The organism is Paenibacillus sp. B01, from assembly GCF_009649995.1.
GTDB classification, from domain to species: domain Bacteria; phylum Bacillota; class Bacilli; order Paenibacillales; family Paenibacillaceae; genus Paenibacillus_O; species Paenibacillus_O pasadenensis.
In genome coordinates this window covers 5771156-5788255 of record NZ_CP045802.1, presented here as the reverse complement: position 1 = coordinate 5788255, position 17100 = coordinate 5771156, and the positions used below count along the sequence as shown (strand labels likewise).

Annotated in this window: 15 protein-coding genes and 1 pseudogene; 14 read left to right on the top strand and 2 right to left on the bottom strand. The window is 48.9% G+C overall.

All coding sequences use genetic code 11. The features are described from left to right. Positions 1–147: 147 nt before the first annotated feature. From GE073_RS24700 to dpsA, 6 genes are all read left to right on the top strand, one after another. Positions 148–621, top strand: a complete 474-nt coding sequence (locus GE073_RS24700) for a hypothetical protein (protein ID WP_153784605.1) — start codon at positions 148–150, stop codon at positions 619–621. Between the two features lie 299 nt (positions 622–920). Continuing rightward, complete coding sequence (locus GE073_RS24695; RefSeq protein ID WP_228551775.1) at positions 921–1340, top strand: CBO0543 family protein; 420 nt, start codon at positions 921–923, stop codon at positions 1338–1340. An 88-nt stretch (positions 1341–1428) separates the two neighbouring features. Beyond that, complete coding sequence (locus GE073_RS24690; RefSeq protein WP_101807379.1) at positions 1429–1635, top strand: DUF1657 domain-containing protein; 207 nt, start codon at positions 1429–1431, stop codon at positions 1633–1635. A 79-nt stretch (positions 1636–1714) separates the two neighbouring features. Then, the gene (locus GE073_RS24685) at positions 1715–3232 is read left to right on the top strand and encodes a phospholipase D-like domain-containing protein (RefSeq protein WP_101807380.1); all 1518 of its coding nucleotides are present in this window, start codon (positions 1715–1717) and stop codon (positions 3230–3232) included. A gap of 167 nt (positions 3233–3399) precedes the next feature. Beyond that, entirely contained in the window at positions 3400–3714 is a 315-nt protein-coding gene (locus GE073_RS24680; RefSeq protein ID WP_021624005.1) for a YunC family protein, read from the top strand. A 36-nt stretch (positions 3715–3750) separates the two neighbouring features. Continuing rightward, positions 3751–4677 carry a dipicolinate synthase subunit DpsA gene (dpsA, locus tag GE073_RS24675; RefSeq protein ID WP_128630792.1) on the top strand — a complete coding sequence of 309 codons (927 nt, stop codon included), beginning with the start codon at positions 3751–3753 and terminating at the stop codon, positions 4675–4677. Positions 4678–4791: 114 nt separating this feature from the next. On the opposite strand, the pseudogene GE073_RS24670 reads toward dpsA, so the two are convergent. Then, positions 4792–6206, bottom strand: a pseudogene (locus GE073_RS24670) (IS1182 family transposase). Between the two features lie 250 nt (positions 6207–6456). On the opposite strand from GE073_RS24670, the gene tnpA reads away from it, so the two are divergent. The 6 genes from tnpA to rpsR all read left to right on the top strand — a co-directional run bounded on the left by tnpA (position 6457) and on the right by rpsR (position 13326). After that, entirely contained in the window at positions 6457–6930 is a 474-nt protein-coding gene (gene tnpA / locus GE073_RS24665) for an IS200/IS605 family transposase (RefSeq protein ID WP_007128375.1), read from the top strand. A 369-nt stretch (positions 6931–7299) separates the two neighbouring features. Next, positions 7300–9474, top strand: coding sequence for a PAS domain-containing protein (locus tag GE073_RS24660; RefSeq protein ID WP_153784604.1), 2175 nt, complete (start codon positions 7300–7302; stop codon positions 9472–9474). A gap of 158 nt (positions 9475–9632) precedes the next feature. Further along, a complete protein-coding gene (locus GE073_RS24655) occupies positions 9633–10676 on the top strand; it encodes an ATP-binding protein (RefSeq protein WP_153784603.1) in 1044 nt (347 codons plus the stop codon). 194 nt (positions 10677–10870) lie between these two features. Beyond that, complete coding sequence (locus tag GE073_RS24650) at positions 10871–11308, top strand: Hsp20/alpha crystallin family protein (RefSeq protein ID WP_028406245.1); 438 nt, start codon at positions 10871–10873, stop codon at positions 11306–11308. A gap of 105 nt (positions 11309–11413) precedes the next feature. Next, positions 11414–11761 carry a hypothetical protein gene (locus GE073_RS24645; protein WP_028406244.1) on the top strand — a complete coding sequence of 116 codons (348 nt, stop codon included), beginning with the start codon at positions 11414–11416 and terminating at the stop codon, positions 11759–11761. Positions 11762–13047: 1286 nt separating this feature from the next. Then, positions 13048–13326 carry a 30S ribosomal protein S18 gene (gene rpsR / locus GE073_RS24640; RefSeq protein ID WP_028598020.1) on the top strand — a complete coding sequence of 93 codons (279 nt, stop codon included), beginning with the start codon at positions 13048–13050 and terminating at the stop codon, positions 13324–13326. 189 nt (positions 13327–13515) lie between these two features. On the opposite strand, the gene GE073_RS24635 is transcribed toward rpsR, so the two are convergent. Then, a complete protein-coding gene (locus GE073_RS24635) occupies positions 13516–14883 on the bottom strand; it encodes a hemolysin family protein (protein ID WP_052333045.1) in 1368 nt (455 codons plus the stop codon). Positions 14884–15121: 238 nt separating this feature from the next. Between GE073_RS24635 and GE073_RS24630 the strand changes: the two genes are divergently transcribed. Beyond that, positions 15122–15883: a DUF1836 domain-containing protein gene (locus GE073_RS24630; RefSeq protein WP_028598022.1), complete on the top strand. Its 762-nt coding sequence runs from the start codon at positions 15122–15124 to the stop codon at positions 15881–15883. A gap of 89 nt (positions 15884–15972) precedes the next feature. Next, a complete protein-coding gene (locus tag GE073_RS24625; protein ID WP_084136792.1) occupies positions 15973–17070 on the top strand; it encodes an LCP family protein in 1098 nt (365 codons plus the stop codon). The last annotated feature ends 30 nt before the right edge of the window (positions 17071–17100 follow it).

The following is a 17100-nucleotide window of genomic DNA, read 5'->3' as shown; positions in this document are numbered from 1 at the left end:
TGGACTGAAACAATCCCGATGACGATACTGTCCATATTCTTTTACTTAATCATGTTCGGTTATCTGTAAAGAATTCATGCCTAGTGACTGGCATTTTTTCCGAGGAAGCATATAATGACGTGATCCAACTTTGAGGAGTGATGAATCATGTCCGTTGCGGCTCAAACAAGTACAAAGAGTTTACCTCCCTTTTCCATATGGGGAGTTCATGCATCTGTCGCCGGAAGACCGGTTGTGTGGGGCAAACTCGTGATGCGTGTTTTGCCGGACCAACAATTTCAAGGCACCATCCAATTTCGCGGAACGCCGATTCCGATTGAAGGAAGCTGGAATGAAAGCGCGAAACAGATCACGTTTCATTCCCCCTACGCCGCCTACTCCGGCCATTTAACCATCTATGACGATGTCCAGATTCAACTTCGGCATCTGGTTCTCACCGGACGTCTGCAGATGCTCCCCCCCTCTTTACAGGCGGGCGAATATGGAACCTGGGTAGCGACAACTGATATAAGCTTGCCGGAGTATAGCGGCTATGTCCCACCCCAACCGTCTTCAACTTCGCTGCCGCCGGTTGGCGTATTTGTAACGTCGAATATACTGCATGGAAACTCGCGTATATAAAGCAGGCACATATCCGTCATTGTCCCCAAATATGGCCTTGACGGATAATAAATGACCGGTGCCGGGTTCTGTGCAGGGTATGGAAATGAAATCGCTGGTGCATCGTCTTGTCAACAGAAGAGCAAATGATGGGTATCCAGATAACGGAAAGGGGTGGCATCGGTGGACGAAAATCAGATTCATCATGCAATCGAACAAGCCTATCAATTGATTGTTGAAGCACACCGCAACATGACTGACATTTGGCGCACTCACGTACTGTTTACGCGGCAATGGTGGTTGGGAGTAGGTTTATCGATATGCCCCTGGCTATTTTGGATCGGATTCCGGGACAAGAGAGCTACGGGACAGTGATGATTATCGTGTCATCGTGGCTGGACCAGCTCGGGATTGCCATTGGACTCTGGCATTATCACTGGGAAGTCATACCGTTCATGCCGGCCAATTTTCCATGGAATTTTTCACTTCTTCCCGTCACGGTTATGTTCTTACACCAGTATAAGTCTGGCATACATCCGTTGTTCAAAGCTCTCCTATTTGGGGGATTTTCCGCTTTTGTGGCCGAGCCGATCTCACAAATGGCCGATTTATACCACCCCGTTCACTGGAAACATATATATTCGTTTCCTATCTATGTTGGGCTGTACCTGCTGGCTTCAAGCATTGCCAAGAAGGGCATAGATTGCGGTAAGTCTTTTCAGGAAGACTCTAACCCCTGACAATCGCCGATCATCAAATTTTACCATTCATTAATTTTCTGACGGGTTGACATATTACATATGGATGCCATTTCAGGAGGTGATCAACATGACGGTAGCTTCTCAATTGAAAACAGCTGTAGCTTCATTAAAAAGCGCGCAGGCGAGTTTTGAACAATTTGCGTTAAATACACAAAACCAGCAGGCCAAAACCACGTTCACAAATGCAGCGCAACAGACACAAAACATCATTGACCAGGTCATTCCACGGTTACAACAAATTGAACAGGAAGAACCGCAGTATAAAGGGTTCTAAAAAAGGCCATGCCGATCTCTTCTCGGCATGGCTGCCCCTTTATTCCATCGTAGATGACTTGATTGGGAGGCTGATTTTCTTGGCATGGATAGCAGGATTATGGCTAGTAAATACGGCACTGTTGATCATTATTGCGGTTCGGGAGGTGCGCCGCCCCGCCAAAGCGTTGACTTGGATATCAGTCGGACTTTTATTACCGATTATCGGATTCGTTTGTTACCTGTTCGTCACGAATCCTGTGCAAATGCGGCGGGACAAGCTCGTTTCTTCGCACAATAACCCGATAGCGTTGCCTCCAGCATGCGGTCACTCCGCTTTTGTTATCGCCCGGGCTTTGCAACCTTTGTCTGTCAGTGGCCTTCGAACCGGTTCCGTCCAAATCCTCACGAACGGGATGGAAACCTACGGAAAACTCCTTCAATCAATTCAGGCCGCACAAAAGACAATCGATCTTGAATATTACATATACCGGAATGACCATATCGGTAAACGTATCACAGATGTGCTGATTGACCGGGCTTTATCCGGTGTGAAAATTCGTTTTATAAGGGATGGCTGGGGAAGTCGGTCGTTTCCCAAACATGCGGTTCGCCGGATGATGGAAGCAGGCATTGAATGCAGGACTATTTTTCCTATGCGATTCCCCTGGGTACTATCCAACTTGACATACCGGGATCACTGCAAGATCGTCATCGTCGACGGAAAGGAAGCTTTCATGGGAGGAATCAACGTTGGGGACGAGTATACCGGAATGAAGCCGGATGTCGGTTTTTGGCGCGACACTCATATGCGGTTAACCGGCGAAACAGCGGATGATGTGAAAGCCGTTTTTGAGGCTCACTGGAAAATGGCGTCACCGGACATGCTCCATTCAACGGGAAAGGCAAAATTTATCCCTGAATTGGCTCAACTTTCAGACGATAAAGCCATTCATCCCTTTCCATCCGGCAAAACGGAACGATCCGGATACGGATGGGAATGGGGATCGGAGCTGGGAACGATGGAGAGCACCCAAACTGGAAAAGCTTCCCCATCCGAGGATTCGCATAGCGTCTATATACAGATATTTGAAGGCAATCCCGGGCTGCCTACCCCGGTCATTCGGGAAATGCATTTCATCTGCCTGACGCAGGCGACCCGAACCATCGACGTGACCAACCCTTATTTTATACCCGATGCGGATATCATGATGGCCATCAAAACAGCCGCGGCGCGTGGCGTTCGAGTGAGATTACTGGTGCCGCGCCAAGTGATTCCTAAAGTTGCAGGAGCTGCAAGCCGTACGTATTATGGCGAACTCGTGGAAGCAGGGATCGATGTGTTTCAGTACAACAAAGGGGTGCTGCACGCGAAAGTCATGATTATCGATGGCGAGATTGCCGAAGTGGGTTCTTCCAACTACGATCTCCGTAGTTACCGTTTAAACTACGAAGTGTGTGCAGTGCTGTATAATTCCGATGTGGCTCGGGTGCTTACGGAACAATTCGAACGGGATCTCACCGAGGCTACTCCATATCGTTTGGAAGATCATATGCATCGTACCTCTTCCGAGCGCATGCTTGATCAAGCAGCGCGTTTGTTATCTCCTTTGTTATAAATCTCAAAAATTACATGGAATTGAATCGAAGTCCAATTACACATGTATATGGCGAAAGGGGAGAAGGCGCCTCCAACGAATACAAGTAATATCGAATTTGGGCAACAGTCTATGGTGCAAATATCACGCCCGGCATATAGTGTAGAAAAAAAGGAGCTGCATCATAGATGATCATGATGAAACCGATTGAAGTTGAAGGTCATCAGGTTATAAGTATCGAGGTCGCCCTGCCCAAAACAACACTTCTGGCCATCACAACCGATCACGGATATATCATGTGCGGAGCGCTTGATATTCGTTTGTTAAATGAGAAATTAAACGATCGCCGCATTGTGGCAGGACGCGCAACCGGGGTACGAACAATAGAGCAATTGCTGGATGCCCCACTCGATATGGTGACCACAGAGGCGGAATTACGCGGAATTTGCCCTGGGATGAAAGGAGCAGATGCGCTTTTAAAGATGGTAAACGAGGTTAGTTAATTTTAAATCCATACTTAAGGAAAGTAGGGGGATTTTTTGTTAACGGGTCTGCATATTGTTTTCCTTGGAGGCGATGCCCGACATCTTGAAATCATTCGGTCATTCACAGACCTGGATGCAAATGTTGTGGTAATCGGTTATGAAGATTTGCACGAACAACTTCTTGAAGTTCAGCATTCCAAGCTTACGAGGGAGGTGCTTCGCAATGCTGATGTATTGATATTACCGGTTGTCGGTACAGACGACCATGGCAGAGTAGAGTCTTCATTTTCATCTGAAACGTTATTGCTGAACAAGGAATATATGTCTTCCTTGCCGAAACACGCAAAAGTCTGTACTGGCATAGCCAAGTCTTACTTGAGGAACCTTTGCGTAGAACTAGGAATAGATCTGATTGAATTATTCAGCAGGGACGATGTTGCCATATACAATTCCATTCCCACTGCGGAAGGCGCCTTATTGATGGCCATTCAACATACGGACATTACCATACATGGTTCGCGTTGTATGGTGCTGGGTTTGGGGAGAATCGGTCTTACGTTAGCCGGCATGCTTCACCGCCTGGGAGCACACGTCAAAGCGGGGGTTCTGAAACCGGAGCAGTTTGCACGTGCATGGGAGATGGGGATTGAGCCGTTTTATACGAAAGATTTGTACGATGAAGGCGTAAATGTGGATATTATTTTTAACACGGTTCCGGAGCAAATCCTTACTTCTCGTGTGTTGACCCGTATTCCGCATCACGCTATTATTATTGATTTGGCTTCCAAACCAGGTGGGACCGATTTTCGTTTTGCCGAAAAACGTGGAATCAAGGCCTTGTTGGCACCAAGTTTACCGGGATTGGTCGCCCCAAGAACGGCTGGACGTATATTGGCGAGAACGTTATGTCAATTGATCCAGGACGAACGGAGTCAAAATCGAGAGCAAATGGATATACTTGCTTGTCCTTCCGGGATATGAGATAGCGAACACTGTAAAACGAATCCTTTGGAGGCGTCATTACTTGTTTATACTTGATCTGAGAGGCCGGCACTTTGCCGGCCTCTCAGAGTGAAGACAAACTCCCTTGCTGATTCAAAAGCAATGGGAGTTTTTGTGAATTTGAAGCACATATTGAAAAAGAGCGTGCGTTCTATTTATCCGGCGACCTGACTTCCAAAGCCAGGTCGCCATTTTTTTCAGGTTCATAGCAGTGAAAACAAGCATCGCCTGCATCGTCACCTTCTTAAGTCCTCGTAAGGTCGTCCAACGCATGCCATGCTTTTCTTTCAAATCCGCAAATACTCGTTCTATTGTTTCTTTTCGCTTTTGGTAAAGCTGTTTGCTTCCTTCCGTATGTCGGAGGTGCTCAGCTTCCTCTACGTATTCAGCCCAGATGTGCCGGCTGATCCGCTTTACAGCATCCTTGCTCTCTGTGCACCGATCTCGAAGTGGGCAGTTCTGACAAATGCTCGGATCGGACCGAACATTTTATACCCGTCGCGGTTGGTTGTTTCGTAAGACAGTACAGCGTTCGCCGGGCAAATGTAGCAGTCATAATATTCATCATACACATACTCATACTTTCGGAAAAAGCCATCTTTCGTATGGGGCCGGGTGTAGGGCATAACCGGGCGAATTCCTTCTTTGAGCAGCGTCCTGCAAATGTAGGGTGTCTTGTATCCTGCATCCGCGGCAACCGCCCTTGGAGTCGAGAGGTTCCGGGCCACCTCGCCTAGTAGATCCTCAAACATTTGACTGTCGTGAACGTTGCCTGGAGTTACCTTGACGCCCAGTACAAACCCACTCCGATCACACGCGGTATGGAAGCTGTAGGCAAATACCCGTTCTTTTTCCCCTTTTACAAACAACCCGCTCTCTGGATCAGTGGCGCTGGTCTTCACCTCCTTCATGGAGACTTCCGACTTTTTTTCCAGAGGCTTCTTTCCATGCGCAATACGGTCCTGATTAATCTCATCATCCAGCAGATCTTGAAACTTTTTGCTTTGTTCTTGGACTAGCTCTTTCACGTATTTGTTTCTGTTCGCATTAGCTTTCACGTGAGTGGCATCGATGAAAAGCACATCAGGGTGCACAAATCCATGCTTCACGGCTTCTTCTAAAACCCGGGCGAAGATCGATTCAAAGAGCCCTGTATCCCGGAAACGGCGGACATAGTTTTTACCCAGCGTCGAGAAGTGAGGAATGGGCTGGCTAAAGTCATAGCCGAGGAACCAACGATAAGCAATGTTGGTTTCGATTTCTTTGATCGTCTGACGGATCGAGCGGATGCCAAAGATACACTGAATAAGAGCGATCTTGATGAGAACGACAGGATCGATGCTAGGACGACCGGTATCTTCGCTGTAAGTGTCACGAACGAGATCGTAAATGAAATTAAAGTCAATTGCATTTTCAATTTGACGAACAAGATGCTCTCCCGGAACCAACTCCTCCAGAGAGACCAAGGATATTTGTGTACGTCCTTCATAGCCTGTTTTCCGCAGCAATTGCAAGCACTCCCATTCATCAGTGATTAATACTATTATATCATATTAACGCGGTGAATGGATGAAGTTTTTGATTAAAAAGAAACTGTCGAAAGGTACTTTGTCGACAGTCTGAGAGGCCGGCACTTTGCCGGCCTCTGTCTTATTGCGACTTTAGTCAGTTGAGCTCGCGAAGCGTGCGAAACAAAAAACCACCCGCTATGCGGGTGGAGGGATCGAGGGTTTGACCAACAAGACGGAATGGTCTTAGATGGCAAACAAGAGCTATAGCCTAGCTCACACGAAGTGGATGTGCAAGTACCACATTGTGTTCACCCCGAAGTATAGACGGAAAGAGATTTATAATCAAGTGAGGAAAGACTTAATCGAAATTTTCAAACGATTATGTAAATACAAGGGAGTGGAGATAATCGAAGGCCACATGATGCCCGATCATGTACATATGTTGGTAGCAATTCCCCCAAAGATCTCAGTATCATCATTTATGGGATACCTGAAGGGAAAAAGTTCACTCATGATATTCGAGAAGCATGCTAGCTTGAAGTATAAATACGGCAATCGGAAATTTTGGGCAGAGGGATACTACGTCAGCACAGTGGGCTTGAATGAAGCCACCGTGGCAAAATATATCCGTGAGCAAGAAGCACACGACCAAGCAATTGATAAACTGAGTGTGAAAGAGTATGAAGATCCATTCAGCAAAAACAGTAGCAAGAAGAAGTAAACCAGTTTAACTGGTAAGTGAAAGTGACAAATTACACTGAGCCTGAACAATTTTATTGTCAGGCTAGCGTCTTTAGGCGCAGTTTGGCAACAAGGGGTTATACCCCAAGAGCAAACCACCCGTTTGACGGGTGGTTCTGATTTTCGTAAGAATCGGATGATGAAGCGCGTGGTGAAGCGGCTCTTTCGTAGATCACAAGTCGGTTTCCATGGCTAGCGTTCGGGGGACTCCAAGTTAAGCTGGTCTCGGAATCTTGTTCCAACTGTTACAAATGACCTATATAATAGAGTACATACATAGGTTCTTAACAGAAGAACGTTACGTATGCAAACATATAAGCTTATTGCACAGTCGGAGGTTACTTGCACAATGGATATTTCAGATTTGCTTTCGCATCCTGTCGCCCACCACGCATTTCATTATACACTTGTCGGAAAAGCTTTGGTTCGGTTCGGCGGGGAAGTGGCAATGGTCAATCGCTCGCTATACAACATGCTGGGCTATACAGAACAAGAACTGCTGCGAATGAGAATACATGATATCATTTATACGGAAGACGCTCCATTATACAACGGATCCATCAATGACTTGTTAGGCGGTAATTCCGATTATGTCGAAATGGAAAATCGTTATATTTGTCTTGACGGCAGACACAAATGGGGAACGACAACCCTATCGATCATCGAAGTGGAGGAATATCCGGAAAGGATATTCTTGATCCAGATTCAGGAGAGCACGTATCGCAAAAGGCTTGTTGAATTGAACGAGGAATATGCCGATAAATTCAGAATGCTGGCTGACAATCATTCTGATCTTGTTTACGACGTCATGTTAGATGGAAGTATCAGCTATGTGAACCGCGCCTGCACGAAATTATTGGGCTATGACTTATACGAGTTGGAAAGAGCACTTGGAGACATCATTCGGAAAAGTCTGGAGCACGTGACGGAAACGTATACCAATGCCCCGTTTGAGATGGAAACTTCAATTGAAGCGAAAGACGGCCAAATATTAAAATTCAGCGTATTGCATATTCCGAATTTCATTCAGAATGAACTCGTAGGGCTGCATTGCATCGCAAGGGATATTACCCTGCAATCCAGTATGGAAAGGGCACTGAAGCACAGCGAGAAAAAGTATCGTTTGTTAGCGGATCACACGGGGGAAATGATCGCTACACTGAATATCAATGGCATTATCTACTACATATCGCCGGCGTGCAAACCATTGCTGGGTTATGATGCGACGGAATTGATAGGAAGACCTGTCTGGGAACTGTTCTATCCTCCCGATATAGAAAAATTGGACAACTCGCAAGAGTGGATGAATGAAGACGGCTATGTCAACATTTTGCGATTGCGCCGAAGAGACGGCTCCTTTGTTTGGGTGGAGGTCGTAAGCAGCACGCTGCGGTACGATTCGGGCAATGTTCGTGAAATCGTAAAAGTTTTTCGGGATATCACGAGCCGAAAGACACTGGAAGACGTCCTGGCTACTCAAGAACGTGTCATGAGTGGTATTGTGGAAACGATGGATGTCGGCGTTGTGATTTGTGATGAAAATGGGATATTGACAAGTATGAATAGAGCCGCAAGACAATTGCACGACTTTGTAAAGATACCTCTTTCGCCCGAACACTGGAGTTCTGTATACGGATTGTATCAAACAGATGGAAAAACGCTGTTGAGCAAGGAACGCGTCCCGCTTTATCGGGCGTATCGAGGCGAAAGTTTCCGGGATTTAGAAATGGTGGTTAAAAAGTCGAATGGCGAGCATCGCCTCATTCTCTGTCATGGGAAGCCGATCATTGTTCACAATAAAATTGTGGGCGGCATTTGTGTCATGCACGATATTACCGAATTTGATGCAGCCAAGCAATCTGCTCATCAGGCAGACAAATTATCCATAGCGGGTCAAATGGCCGCGGGAATTGCGCATGAAATTCGAAACCCGCTTACCGCGCTGAAAGGATTTCTGCAATTGTTAAGCGCCGGCAACGAAAATGGAAGTAAGTACTACGATATTATGAAGGATGAATTAACTCGTATCGAACTTATTGTAAATGAACTGCTGGCCTTAGCCAAACCGCAAGAGATGAACTTGACGCGGCATGATCTTTCCGAGCTGATTCAGGATATCGTTGTGCTGCTTCAGACGCAGGCCACTTTACATAATGTTGAAATTCACTTTCATCCAACCAAGGAATCCGTGCAGATCCGGTGCGATGGAAATAAAATCAAACAGTTATTTATTAATTTGATTAAGAATTCCATTGAAGCGATGCCTGAAGGAGGAACCGTCTGGATCGAACAAATGCGATGCGATGAATGGGTTAAAGTAAGCATAAGGGATAACGGGGTTGGAATTCCGCAAGAATTGTTGCAAAAGATCGGACAACCTTTTTTTACACAGAAAGAGACAGGAACGGGTCTCGGGCTATCCATTTGTTATCAGATTGCAGAGTATCACGATGCGAATATTGAGGTTGCAAGCGAGGTTGGTGAAGGTACAACTTTCACCGTATCGTTTCCCGTCGCTCTGTAACAGCGAATTCAATCACTTCTTTGAAAGTGGGTTTAATTTTCTTCATAACCCATCCACTTCGTGACGAGAAATTCGCTCGCTTGTTTACTTGAGTTTGCACATGATAAGTGGCCGGGAAGGGAGTTAATGGAGGAAGCAAATGGAGGACGTTAATAGAGATGAAGCAAATCGTAGAGTTCCTAATGAATTCCGATCAAATGGATATTGGACTGGCTGTCGTTGATTCAGAAGCCAGAATTTTATGGTTAAATACAACCATGAACAGATGGTACTCAGTAACCCCAAAAGAAGAATTCCCTGCACACTCGGCAATACAAGCGATCGTGGGGCAAGTATTGCAGGATAAAAAGAATTACCCGGGAGTACTCGTACAAGAGAAGTTAGATGGCAAAGTGCGATCCATGATCGCCTATGTATACCCTCAGTTAAAAGGGGAATGTTTTGTTCTAATGGCCGATATCCAAGATTTTCAGCAGTACGTGCAGCTCCAATGCGAGAAAGAAAGAAGGGAAACGATTGGGCATATGGCGGCGGGCACAGCCAATATCATTTTAAATCCTTTAGCGGTAATCAAAGGAACGCTTCAACTTTTAGAAAAAAATTTGAAGAATCATGTTTCCGTTCTGCAATTTGCTGCCTCTCCGCCTCATCAGAAAATGGCCGGATACTTTAAGCTGCTCGATGAGCAAGTTCAGACGCTTGACAAAGCGTTGCAGCGGTTTTTGCTCTTTGGAAAGCCTTCCGAATGGAAATTTGCTCCTGTTTCTGTCCTTTCGTTTTTGCAAGAATGGGTTCCCGATATACAGGTTCAAGCGTTGGAGAAAACAGTACGTTTCGCTCTGGAATATCCGGAGCGAAACGGTTTTGTGTTTGGACACCCCAAGTTGCTGCGAGCCGCGCTGCAAGAAATCATTGACAACGCCTTAGATGCAAGTCCCCCAGGTTCTGTCTTAACGCTTCGCACGCACATTACCGACAATCATATCCAAATCATTGTTCGCGATCAAGGTGCAGGAATTCCAAAAGATTTGCAGCCCCGAATCATCACACCGTTTGTTACAAGTAAACCGGACGCGATCGGATTCGGGCTTAGTTTCAGTTATGCTATGATCGAAAAAATGGGGGGAACCTTGAATATCGATAGCTCGGATGCCGGTACAAGCGTAATCGTTCAATTACCGACATTTACGGGAACAACTTAAAATTGTCGGTAACATTGCTGTAAATGCCAATGGCTACACAACAAACCCTCAAAAATTCTTTTCGGGGGCTATTGCCGGGAGTTTCCGACCAAAGGCATATTCCAATCAACTATGCAGGGTAGCAAAGAATAATATTTTCCGAAGAGTACAAAATAAAGCTGAAAAAAAAATAATGTGACAATGGAGGAAATTACATGCCGCTCATTCCTTGGGATTCGTTTCGCAATACCGATCTATGGAGAAGGGATTTGGAAAAAATTTTTAACGAAGGTTTTCCTGAAATCGGCGCGCGTCTGGGATTTGCAACCCCTCGTATTGATGTATTTGAGACTGAACATGAAGTGATTGCTTCTTGTGAAATCCCTGGTTTGGATAAAAAAGAAGACCTTCATATCGATGTGGATGAAAACATGCTTACAATTAATGGGACCATAAAGCAAGCGAATGAAGTGAAACAGGAACAAATACATCGCAAAGAACGGTTTCTCGGACGGTTCCAACGGTCGGTGTCTTTGCCATCACGCGTTCAAACGGAAGGAACGACAGCAACGTATCGCAACGGTGTCCTTGAAGTTCGCATGCCGAAATTAAAAGCCGATACCCAACGGCAAATTGATGTGCAGTTTCATTAAAATGAATTGTGAGATCACAATATAGGCGTTACATGAAAAATGGGCGCTTGCACATAATAAGCTTTGGGGGATGAAGTCCTACCATATTGAAGGAGGTCAAAAATCGTGTATCAACAAAACCTTTCACAGCAAGCAAGCCAATGCGCGCAAATTATTCAACAGTTGATCCAGCAAACCCAGCAATCGAGCAACATGTATCAGCAAATGTTGCAACAGGAGCAGCAAAACGCCGCCCAACTGGATCAGCTGGCCCAGAAAGAACGTCAAGCGGTTCAAACCATTCAATCTGTTCTGCAAGGACATCAAACTGCCATACAGCAGATGCAGCAGGCGATGCAAATTTGTTCTCAGCTTCAACAAACAGCGCAACAACAACCCGGCTTGCAGAGTGCGGGCTGGCCAACGGCTCAGAGCTGGCAGAATCAGAATTTGCAGCCACGGCAATATCAATAAAACAGCAAGTGAAAACGATCGTATTCTTTAAAAAGAAGGCGGTCGTTTTTTCACTTGACGATGCGTATACCCCAAAACCATCCAAGCCAAGGCGCGCTGGTTTGCCCGGGATGCTGAAGGCGCTGGGCGAGGCAGAGGTGCAAGTCACGTTCGGCATGCTGCCTCTTGCGCGGCATTTGCGACTATTTGCAAAGAAAACAGGGTAAGCTTTTAGCGGCGGACATTTGTCCATCGCTTTTCTGGTTGCAAAAAGGAATTTCACTCCCGTGAAACTTGAATTGTTGAACCATGCCGAATTGCCCAGCAAGAGGCGAGGATCTGACCATTAAAAATGTGTATGTACCACGAACCCCGATTTTGTGGAACACGTGAACCGATACGTGAGGGATGTTGAGCAAGGAAGACCCGTTTAGCGGATTTTTCGAAGAATTTAGCGATATGGTTCAGCGAATTTTTCCAAATGTCCAGAGTAAATTGAATGAGGATCCTGCCTTCATAGGCGGGGGATTTTTTTCGCCTATCTGATTAGGGATTTTGGTGCTAGGAAAAAGCAGATTGTACACTTCGTCCTTCATCTCGCGGCTAATTCGTATTTTTTGCGACGTGTTCAAAGCCTTCTTTGGCCAGGGCGTGGTATGATTGATAACCGGCTTGCCCGCCGGGACGGCGCGCAGTCCACTTTTCTCTGTCGGCCGCTCATACCGACGACGAACTAACCGATGCCGCCACCCGCATATGCGAAGGATACCATTAGAGTCGCTGTATCACTTCTCGTACAGGCTACCAAGGCGCTGGCGCCGACAGCTTTTATCGCATTAAAGTATCGCTGAAGGAGAGGATGAAAAACAGGAAACCGTCTACGGAAAGTTAGCGTATAGTATGAAAAATAACAGGACAACGAGGGCTTAGTACAAAAATTACATATACATCTTTCGTCTGGGAACGTTTAAATTTCTGCCTGTTTAGTTCTGGAGAGACAAATAGACTACCATAACTAACAATCGTGGTAGCCTATTTGCTCTAAATGCAAGGAGGGGACTGTACCCCACCATTAGTATATACACCGAGGAGGTTGTATAAGTACGTACAATTATCGAGGCGGAACGTGGCCCGATTAAACATTTGATTTTTAGATGTATTTGTGGTAATTTAAGAAAAGTGAATTCACGATTTACACAGCGACGTGTGTGTAATCAATAAAAACTCAATTAGAACAAGGGGTATCGGGGAATTACACAGTGTACGTTCTTCAATATTGCCGTTTTAAAGGAAAGGACGGATAGACCATGGGATTCAAGCAAAGAGAAGACGGCGGCGAGCGCCCAGAGCGCAAGTTCCGCAAAGGCGGCCGCAACAAGCGCCGTAAAGTCTGCTACTTCACCGTGAACAAAATCAAGCATATTGATTACAAGGACACGGATCTGCTTCGCAAGTTCATCAGCGAGCGCGGCAAAATTCTGCCACGTCGTGTGACGGGCACAAGCGCGAAATTTCAGCGTGCTCTGACGGTTGCGATCAAACGCTCCCGCCAAGTAGCCCTGCTGCCATATACGACGGACAACTAGGCCGTCAAGACGAACCGGCATCCGTCGTCCTCGACGGCGATGCGGGCCTCGTTCCGAGCAAGCAGCTCTTCCACTTCCGGGAGGGCTGCTTTTTTGCGTTTGGGTGCAGGCGAAGCATGAACATGACGACGAGGGCGCAAAAAACCACCTGCCCTGCGGCAGGTGGCGGAGAGAATCGTGCATAGGGGATCAAGAGGAGGAAGGCTCTCCGTTCAGCTCGGCTTGAGCCTGCGCGGCCTGGGCTTCCGCCGAGGAGATCTCGTCCTCGGTATGGATGATGAGCTCGATCTTGCGGATGCGGTTTTTGGTCGCCTCGCGGATGATGAACGTGAGGTTCTCATAATCATGCTGCACGCCGACCTTGGGCGACTGCAGGCGGGTGTACAGCCAGCCGCCGACGGTATCGGTATCCTCGTTGTCGAAGTTGTGTCCCGACAGCTGGCCCAGCTCGTCGAGCGAGACCTTGCCGTCGAGCAGGTAGCAGTTCTCCTCAAGCTTCTCGATCTCGCGGCGCTCGTCCTCGTCGAACTCGTCACGGATCTCGCCGACGATCTCCTCGAGGATATCCTCGATCGTGATCAAGCCGGACGTGCCGCCGTACTCGTCCACCAAAATGGCGATATGGACGCGCTCGAGCTGCATGCGCTTGAGCAGCTGCTTGACCGGAATGCTCTCCGGCACAGACACGACGGGATGGATCAGATCCTTGAAGTTGAACTCCTTGTCCTCCTGATACGTCAGGAAGAGCTGCTTCGTGTTGATCATGCCGACAATATTGTCCTTGCTCTCGGTGGCGACCGGGAAGCGGGTATATTGCTCCTTTTGGATGACCGCCAGGTTCTCCTCGCGGCTGTGGTTCGTGTACAGGCACACCATGTCGGTGCGGGGAACCATGATCTCGCGGGCGACCATCTCGTCGAAGGCGAAGATGCGGCTCACGTAGCCATACTCGGTATTGTTGATCTTGCCGCTCTGCAGGCTCTCGCTGAGGATGATCTGGATCTCTTCCTCGGAGTGCGCGTTCTCATGCTCGCTGACGGCGCGCAGGCCGAACAGGCGGATGAGGGCGTTGGCGGAGCCGTTGAGCAGCCAGATGAACGGATAAAGGATGCGGTGGAACCAGATGATCGGCTTCGCCACGAGGAAGCTGATGAATTCGGCTTTCTGGATGGCCCACGACTTTGGCGCGAGCTCGCCGACGACGACGTGCAAGTACGTGACGACCAGAAACGCGATCAGAAAGGACAGAAGTCCGGCCAGGCTGTCGTTCAGATGGAATTGGTGAAAGATGGGATGCAGCAGCTTCTCCATCGTCGGCTCGCCGAGCCAGCCGAGTCCGAGAGCGGTGATGGTGATCCCGAGCTGGCAGGCGGAAAGGTATCCGTCCAGGTTGCTCGTTACTTTCTGCACGGCCAACGAGCCTTTGCGTCCTTCGACGACGAGCTGATTCACGCGGCTCGGCCGTATCCGGATGATGGCGAACTCCGTCGCCACGAAAAAGGCGGTCAGAAAAATCAGCAGTGCGACCAAAGCCAAATTCAAGCCTATACTGTCCATTCTAAATCATCGACATCCTTTACCTATGAAATGAGTTCTTTTGAACCAGTATAACGAACCTATCGCCTGTCCATCAACTGTTTCAAAGCCTTTGGCTGACGGTATAAGGCTGTGGGAGCCGAAGAGAGCGGCTCAATCGGCGTTTTTCTCCTTCATGCCAGTCTTTACAGCCGCATGAGGGGGACTTATGATAGGTTCATATGAACTTGATACCCTGGAACGGAAGGAGGAAAACGGCATGGAAGCCTTTATGCTGACTCGGCGCCAGATGGCGGAGCTGCTGCTCTCGCTCTGCGGACGCCGGGCGGAGAGCCCGATCCAGATCGTTCAGGACGCATGGCGCAAGGAGCATCGCGATCAGGTGGATTCCGGCAAGGCGCTGCCGGCTTTCCTCTCGACGGATTGGCCGGCGGTGCTGGAGAAGCTGATCAAGGGGCAGGGCATCAAGGGCGTCTCGCTGCAGGAGGCGGCGACGCTCGGCGCAAGGGTCGAATATTCGTCCTTGTCGATCACGGCCATGCAGAATTGGGTGAAGCGGGATTTCAAGCCGTTCTTCGAGTCGCCCAAGGCCGGAAAAAAATACTCGCTCGAGCAGGCGGCGCTGCTTTATATCATCGACGATCTCAAGGCGAGCCTCGATTTCGAGTCGATCCGCCAGCTGTTCGAACGTCTTTTCGGCTGCGGCGAGGACGGCCGGTGCCGGCCGCTGCTCGGGGCGCTGGAATTCTATCTGGCCTATTCCTCGATTTTTGAGGATATGGACGCCGACGGAGACCAGATCCTCGACAGCGGGCCCGCTCTGACCGGCTACGGGGCGGCTCCGCTGGAGACTCGGGTCCGGGATGCCGCCAAGGCCTATCTCGACGGCCTCGAGCGGCTGAGCGAGCTGGAGCGCGTCACGCTGGAAAATATGCTGCTGATCGCCGTCTTTTCGGTGCAGGCCGCGTATTTCCATGCGCTCACCCGGCGGTACTGCAATGCGACGCTCTTCCTGCATTAATCTTCTTGTAACTATTTTTTAAGGATACTCGTCTACACTTAGGCTAAACTAAATGAATCTATTCGACCGATAGAAAGGAACTTTTTCCGATGAAGCCAAAAAAATCGCGCGCCCGGAAGGCATGGACATGGACGGCATCCGTCCTGGCGCTGCTGCTCGTACTCGGAGCGGCGGGATATTATAACCGCACGACGCTGGCGCTGTGGGGCTTTGATCTTTTCCTCGCGAAGGACGTGGAGAAGCAGCTTGAGAAATCCTACAAGCCGACCGTCGACAGCAAGCCGAAGCCGCCGGCGGCCGAGCAGATCAAGTATACGCAGGCCGATCCATACTCGGTGCTGCTGCTGGGCGTGGACGCCCGCGACGCGGAGCAGGGACGTTCGGACACGATCATGTACACCGTCATCCGGCCGAAGGAAGGCGCGATCCTCATGGTGTCGATCCCGCGGGATACGTATGCGGAGCTCGTCGGCAGGGACCGCGAGGACAAGATCAACCATGCCTACGCCTTCGGCGGAGCCAAGATGGCCATCGATACGGTGGAGAACCTGCTGGGCAGCGAGGTCGATTATTATGCGGCCGTCAACTTCAATGGATTCAAGAACCTGATCGACGCCATGGGAGGCATCTCCCTGCCGATCGAGGAGGATATCGTCAACAAGGATCCCGGCCATGAGAAGTTCACGATCAAGGCCGGACAGGACAAATACATGGGCCAGGACGCGCTCAACTTCGTCCGCTACCGCGAGGACGCGGGCGGCGACGTCAGCCGCACGGAGCGCCAGCAGACGTTCGTCGAGTCGATCATGGACGAAGCGTCGAGCATGTCCTCCTGGTCCAAAATTCCGGAGTACGTCGGCATCATGGGCGAGAACTTCGCCACGGACATTCCTCCGAGCGAGATGATCGAGATGGCCAAGGCGATGATGCAGGGCAAAAACCGCTCCATCTATACGCATACGCTCAAAGGCGAGGGCGGAAAGCTCGCCAGCAACGGCGCCTGGTATTACTTTGCCGACGAAGAGGATGTCGCCAAGAGCAAGACGCTCATCGAGGATTGGATGAATCCGGCCAAATCGCTGGCGGAGCTGACTGGAACCGGAGCGTCGGCTGCGGATAAGCAGGATGTCGCGGGCAGCGGCAAAGATCGGGAAGTGTCCACGGCCTCGGCCGGCGCGGACGAGTAAGCTTTCCCGCTAGAGAATGGAGTGCAGGCC

Coding starts and splice junctions, on each gene's coding strand:
- GE073_RS24630 (WP_028598022.1), top strand. CDS start 15,122: ATGGAAGCCTTTATGCTGACTCGGCGCCAGATGGCGGAGCTGCTGCTC.
- rpsR (WP_028598020.1), top strand. CDS start 13,048: ATGGGATTCAAGCAAAGAGAAGACGGCGGCGAGCGCCCAGAGCGCAAG.
- GE073_RS24680 (WP_021624005.1), top strand. CDS start 3,400: ATGATCATGATGAAACCGATTGAAGTTGAAGGTCATCAGGTTATAAGT.
- GE073_RS24690 (WP_101807379.1), top strand. CDS start 1,429: ATGACGGTAGCTTCTCAATTGAAAACAGCTGTAGCTTCATTAAAAAGC.
- GE073_RS24660 (WP_153784604.1), top strand. CDS start 7,300: ATGGATATTTCAGATTTGCTTTCGCATCCTGTCGCCCACCACGCATTT.
- GE073_RS24700 (WP_153784605.1), top strand. CDS start 148: ATGTCCGTTGCGGCTCAAACAAGTACAAAGAGTTTACCTCCCTTTTCC.
- GE073_RS24625 (WP_084136792.1), top strand. CDS start 15,973: ATGAAGCCAAAAAAATCGCGCGCCCGGAAGGCATGGACATGGACGGCA.
- GE073_RS24695 (WP_228551775.1), top strand. CDS start 921: ATGCCCCTGGCTATTTTGGATCGGATTCCGGGACAAGAGAGCTACGGG.
- GE073_RS24655 (WP_153784603.1), top strand. CDS start 9,633: ATGAAGCAAATCGTAGAGTTCCTAATGAATTCCGATCAAATGGATATT.
- tnpA (WP_007128375.1), top strand. CDS start 6,457: ATGGCAAACAAGAGCTATAGCCTAGCTCACACGAAGTGGATGTGCAAG.
- GE073_RS24635 (WP_052333045.1), bottom strand. CDS start 14,883: ATGGACAGTATAGGCTTGAATTTGGCTTTGGTCGCACTGCTGATTTTT.
- GE073_RS24650 (WP_028406245.1), top strand. CDS start 10,871: ATGCCGCTCATTCCTTGGGATTCGTTTCGCAATACCGATCTATGGAGA.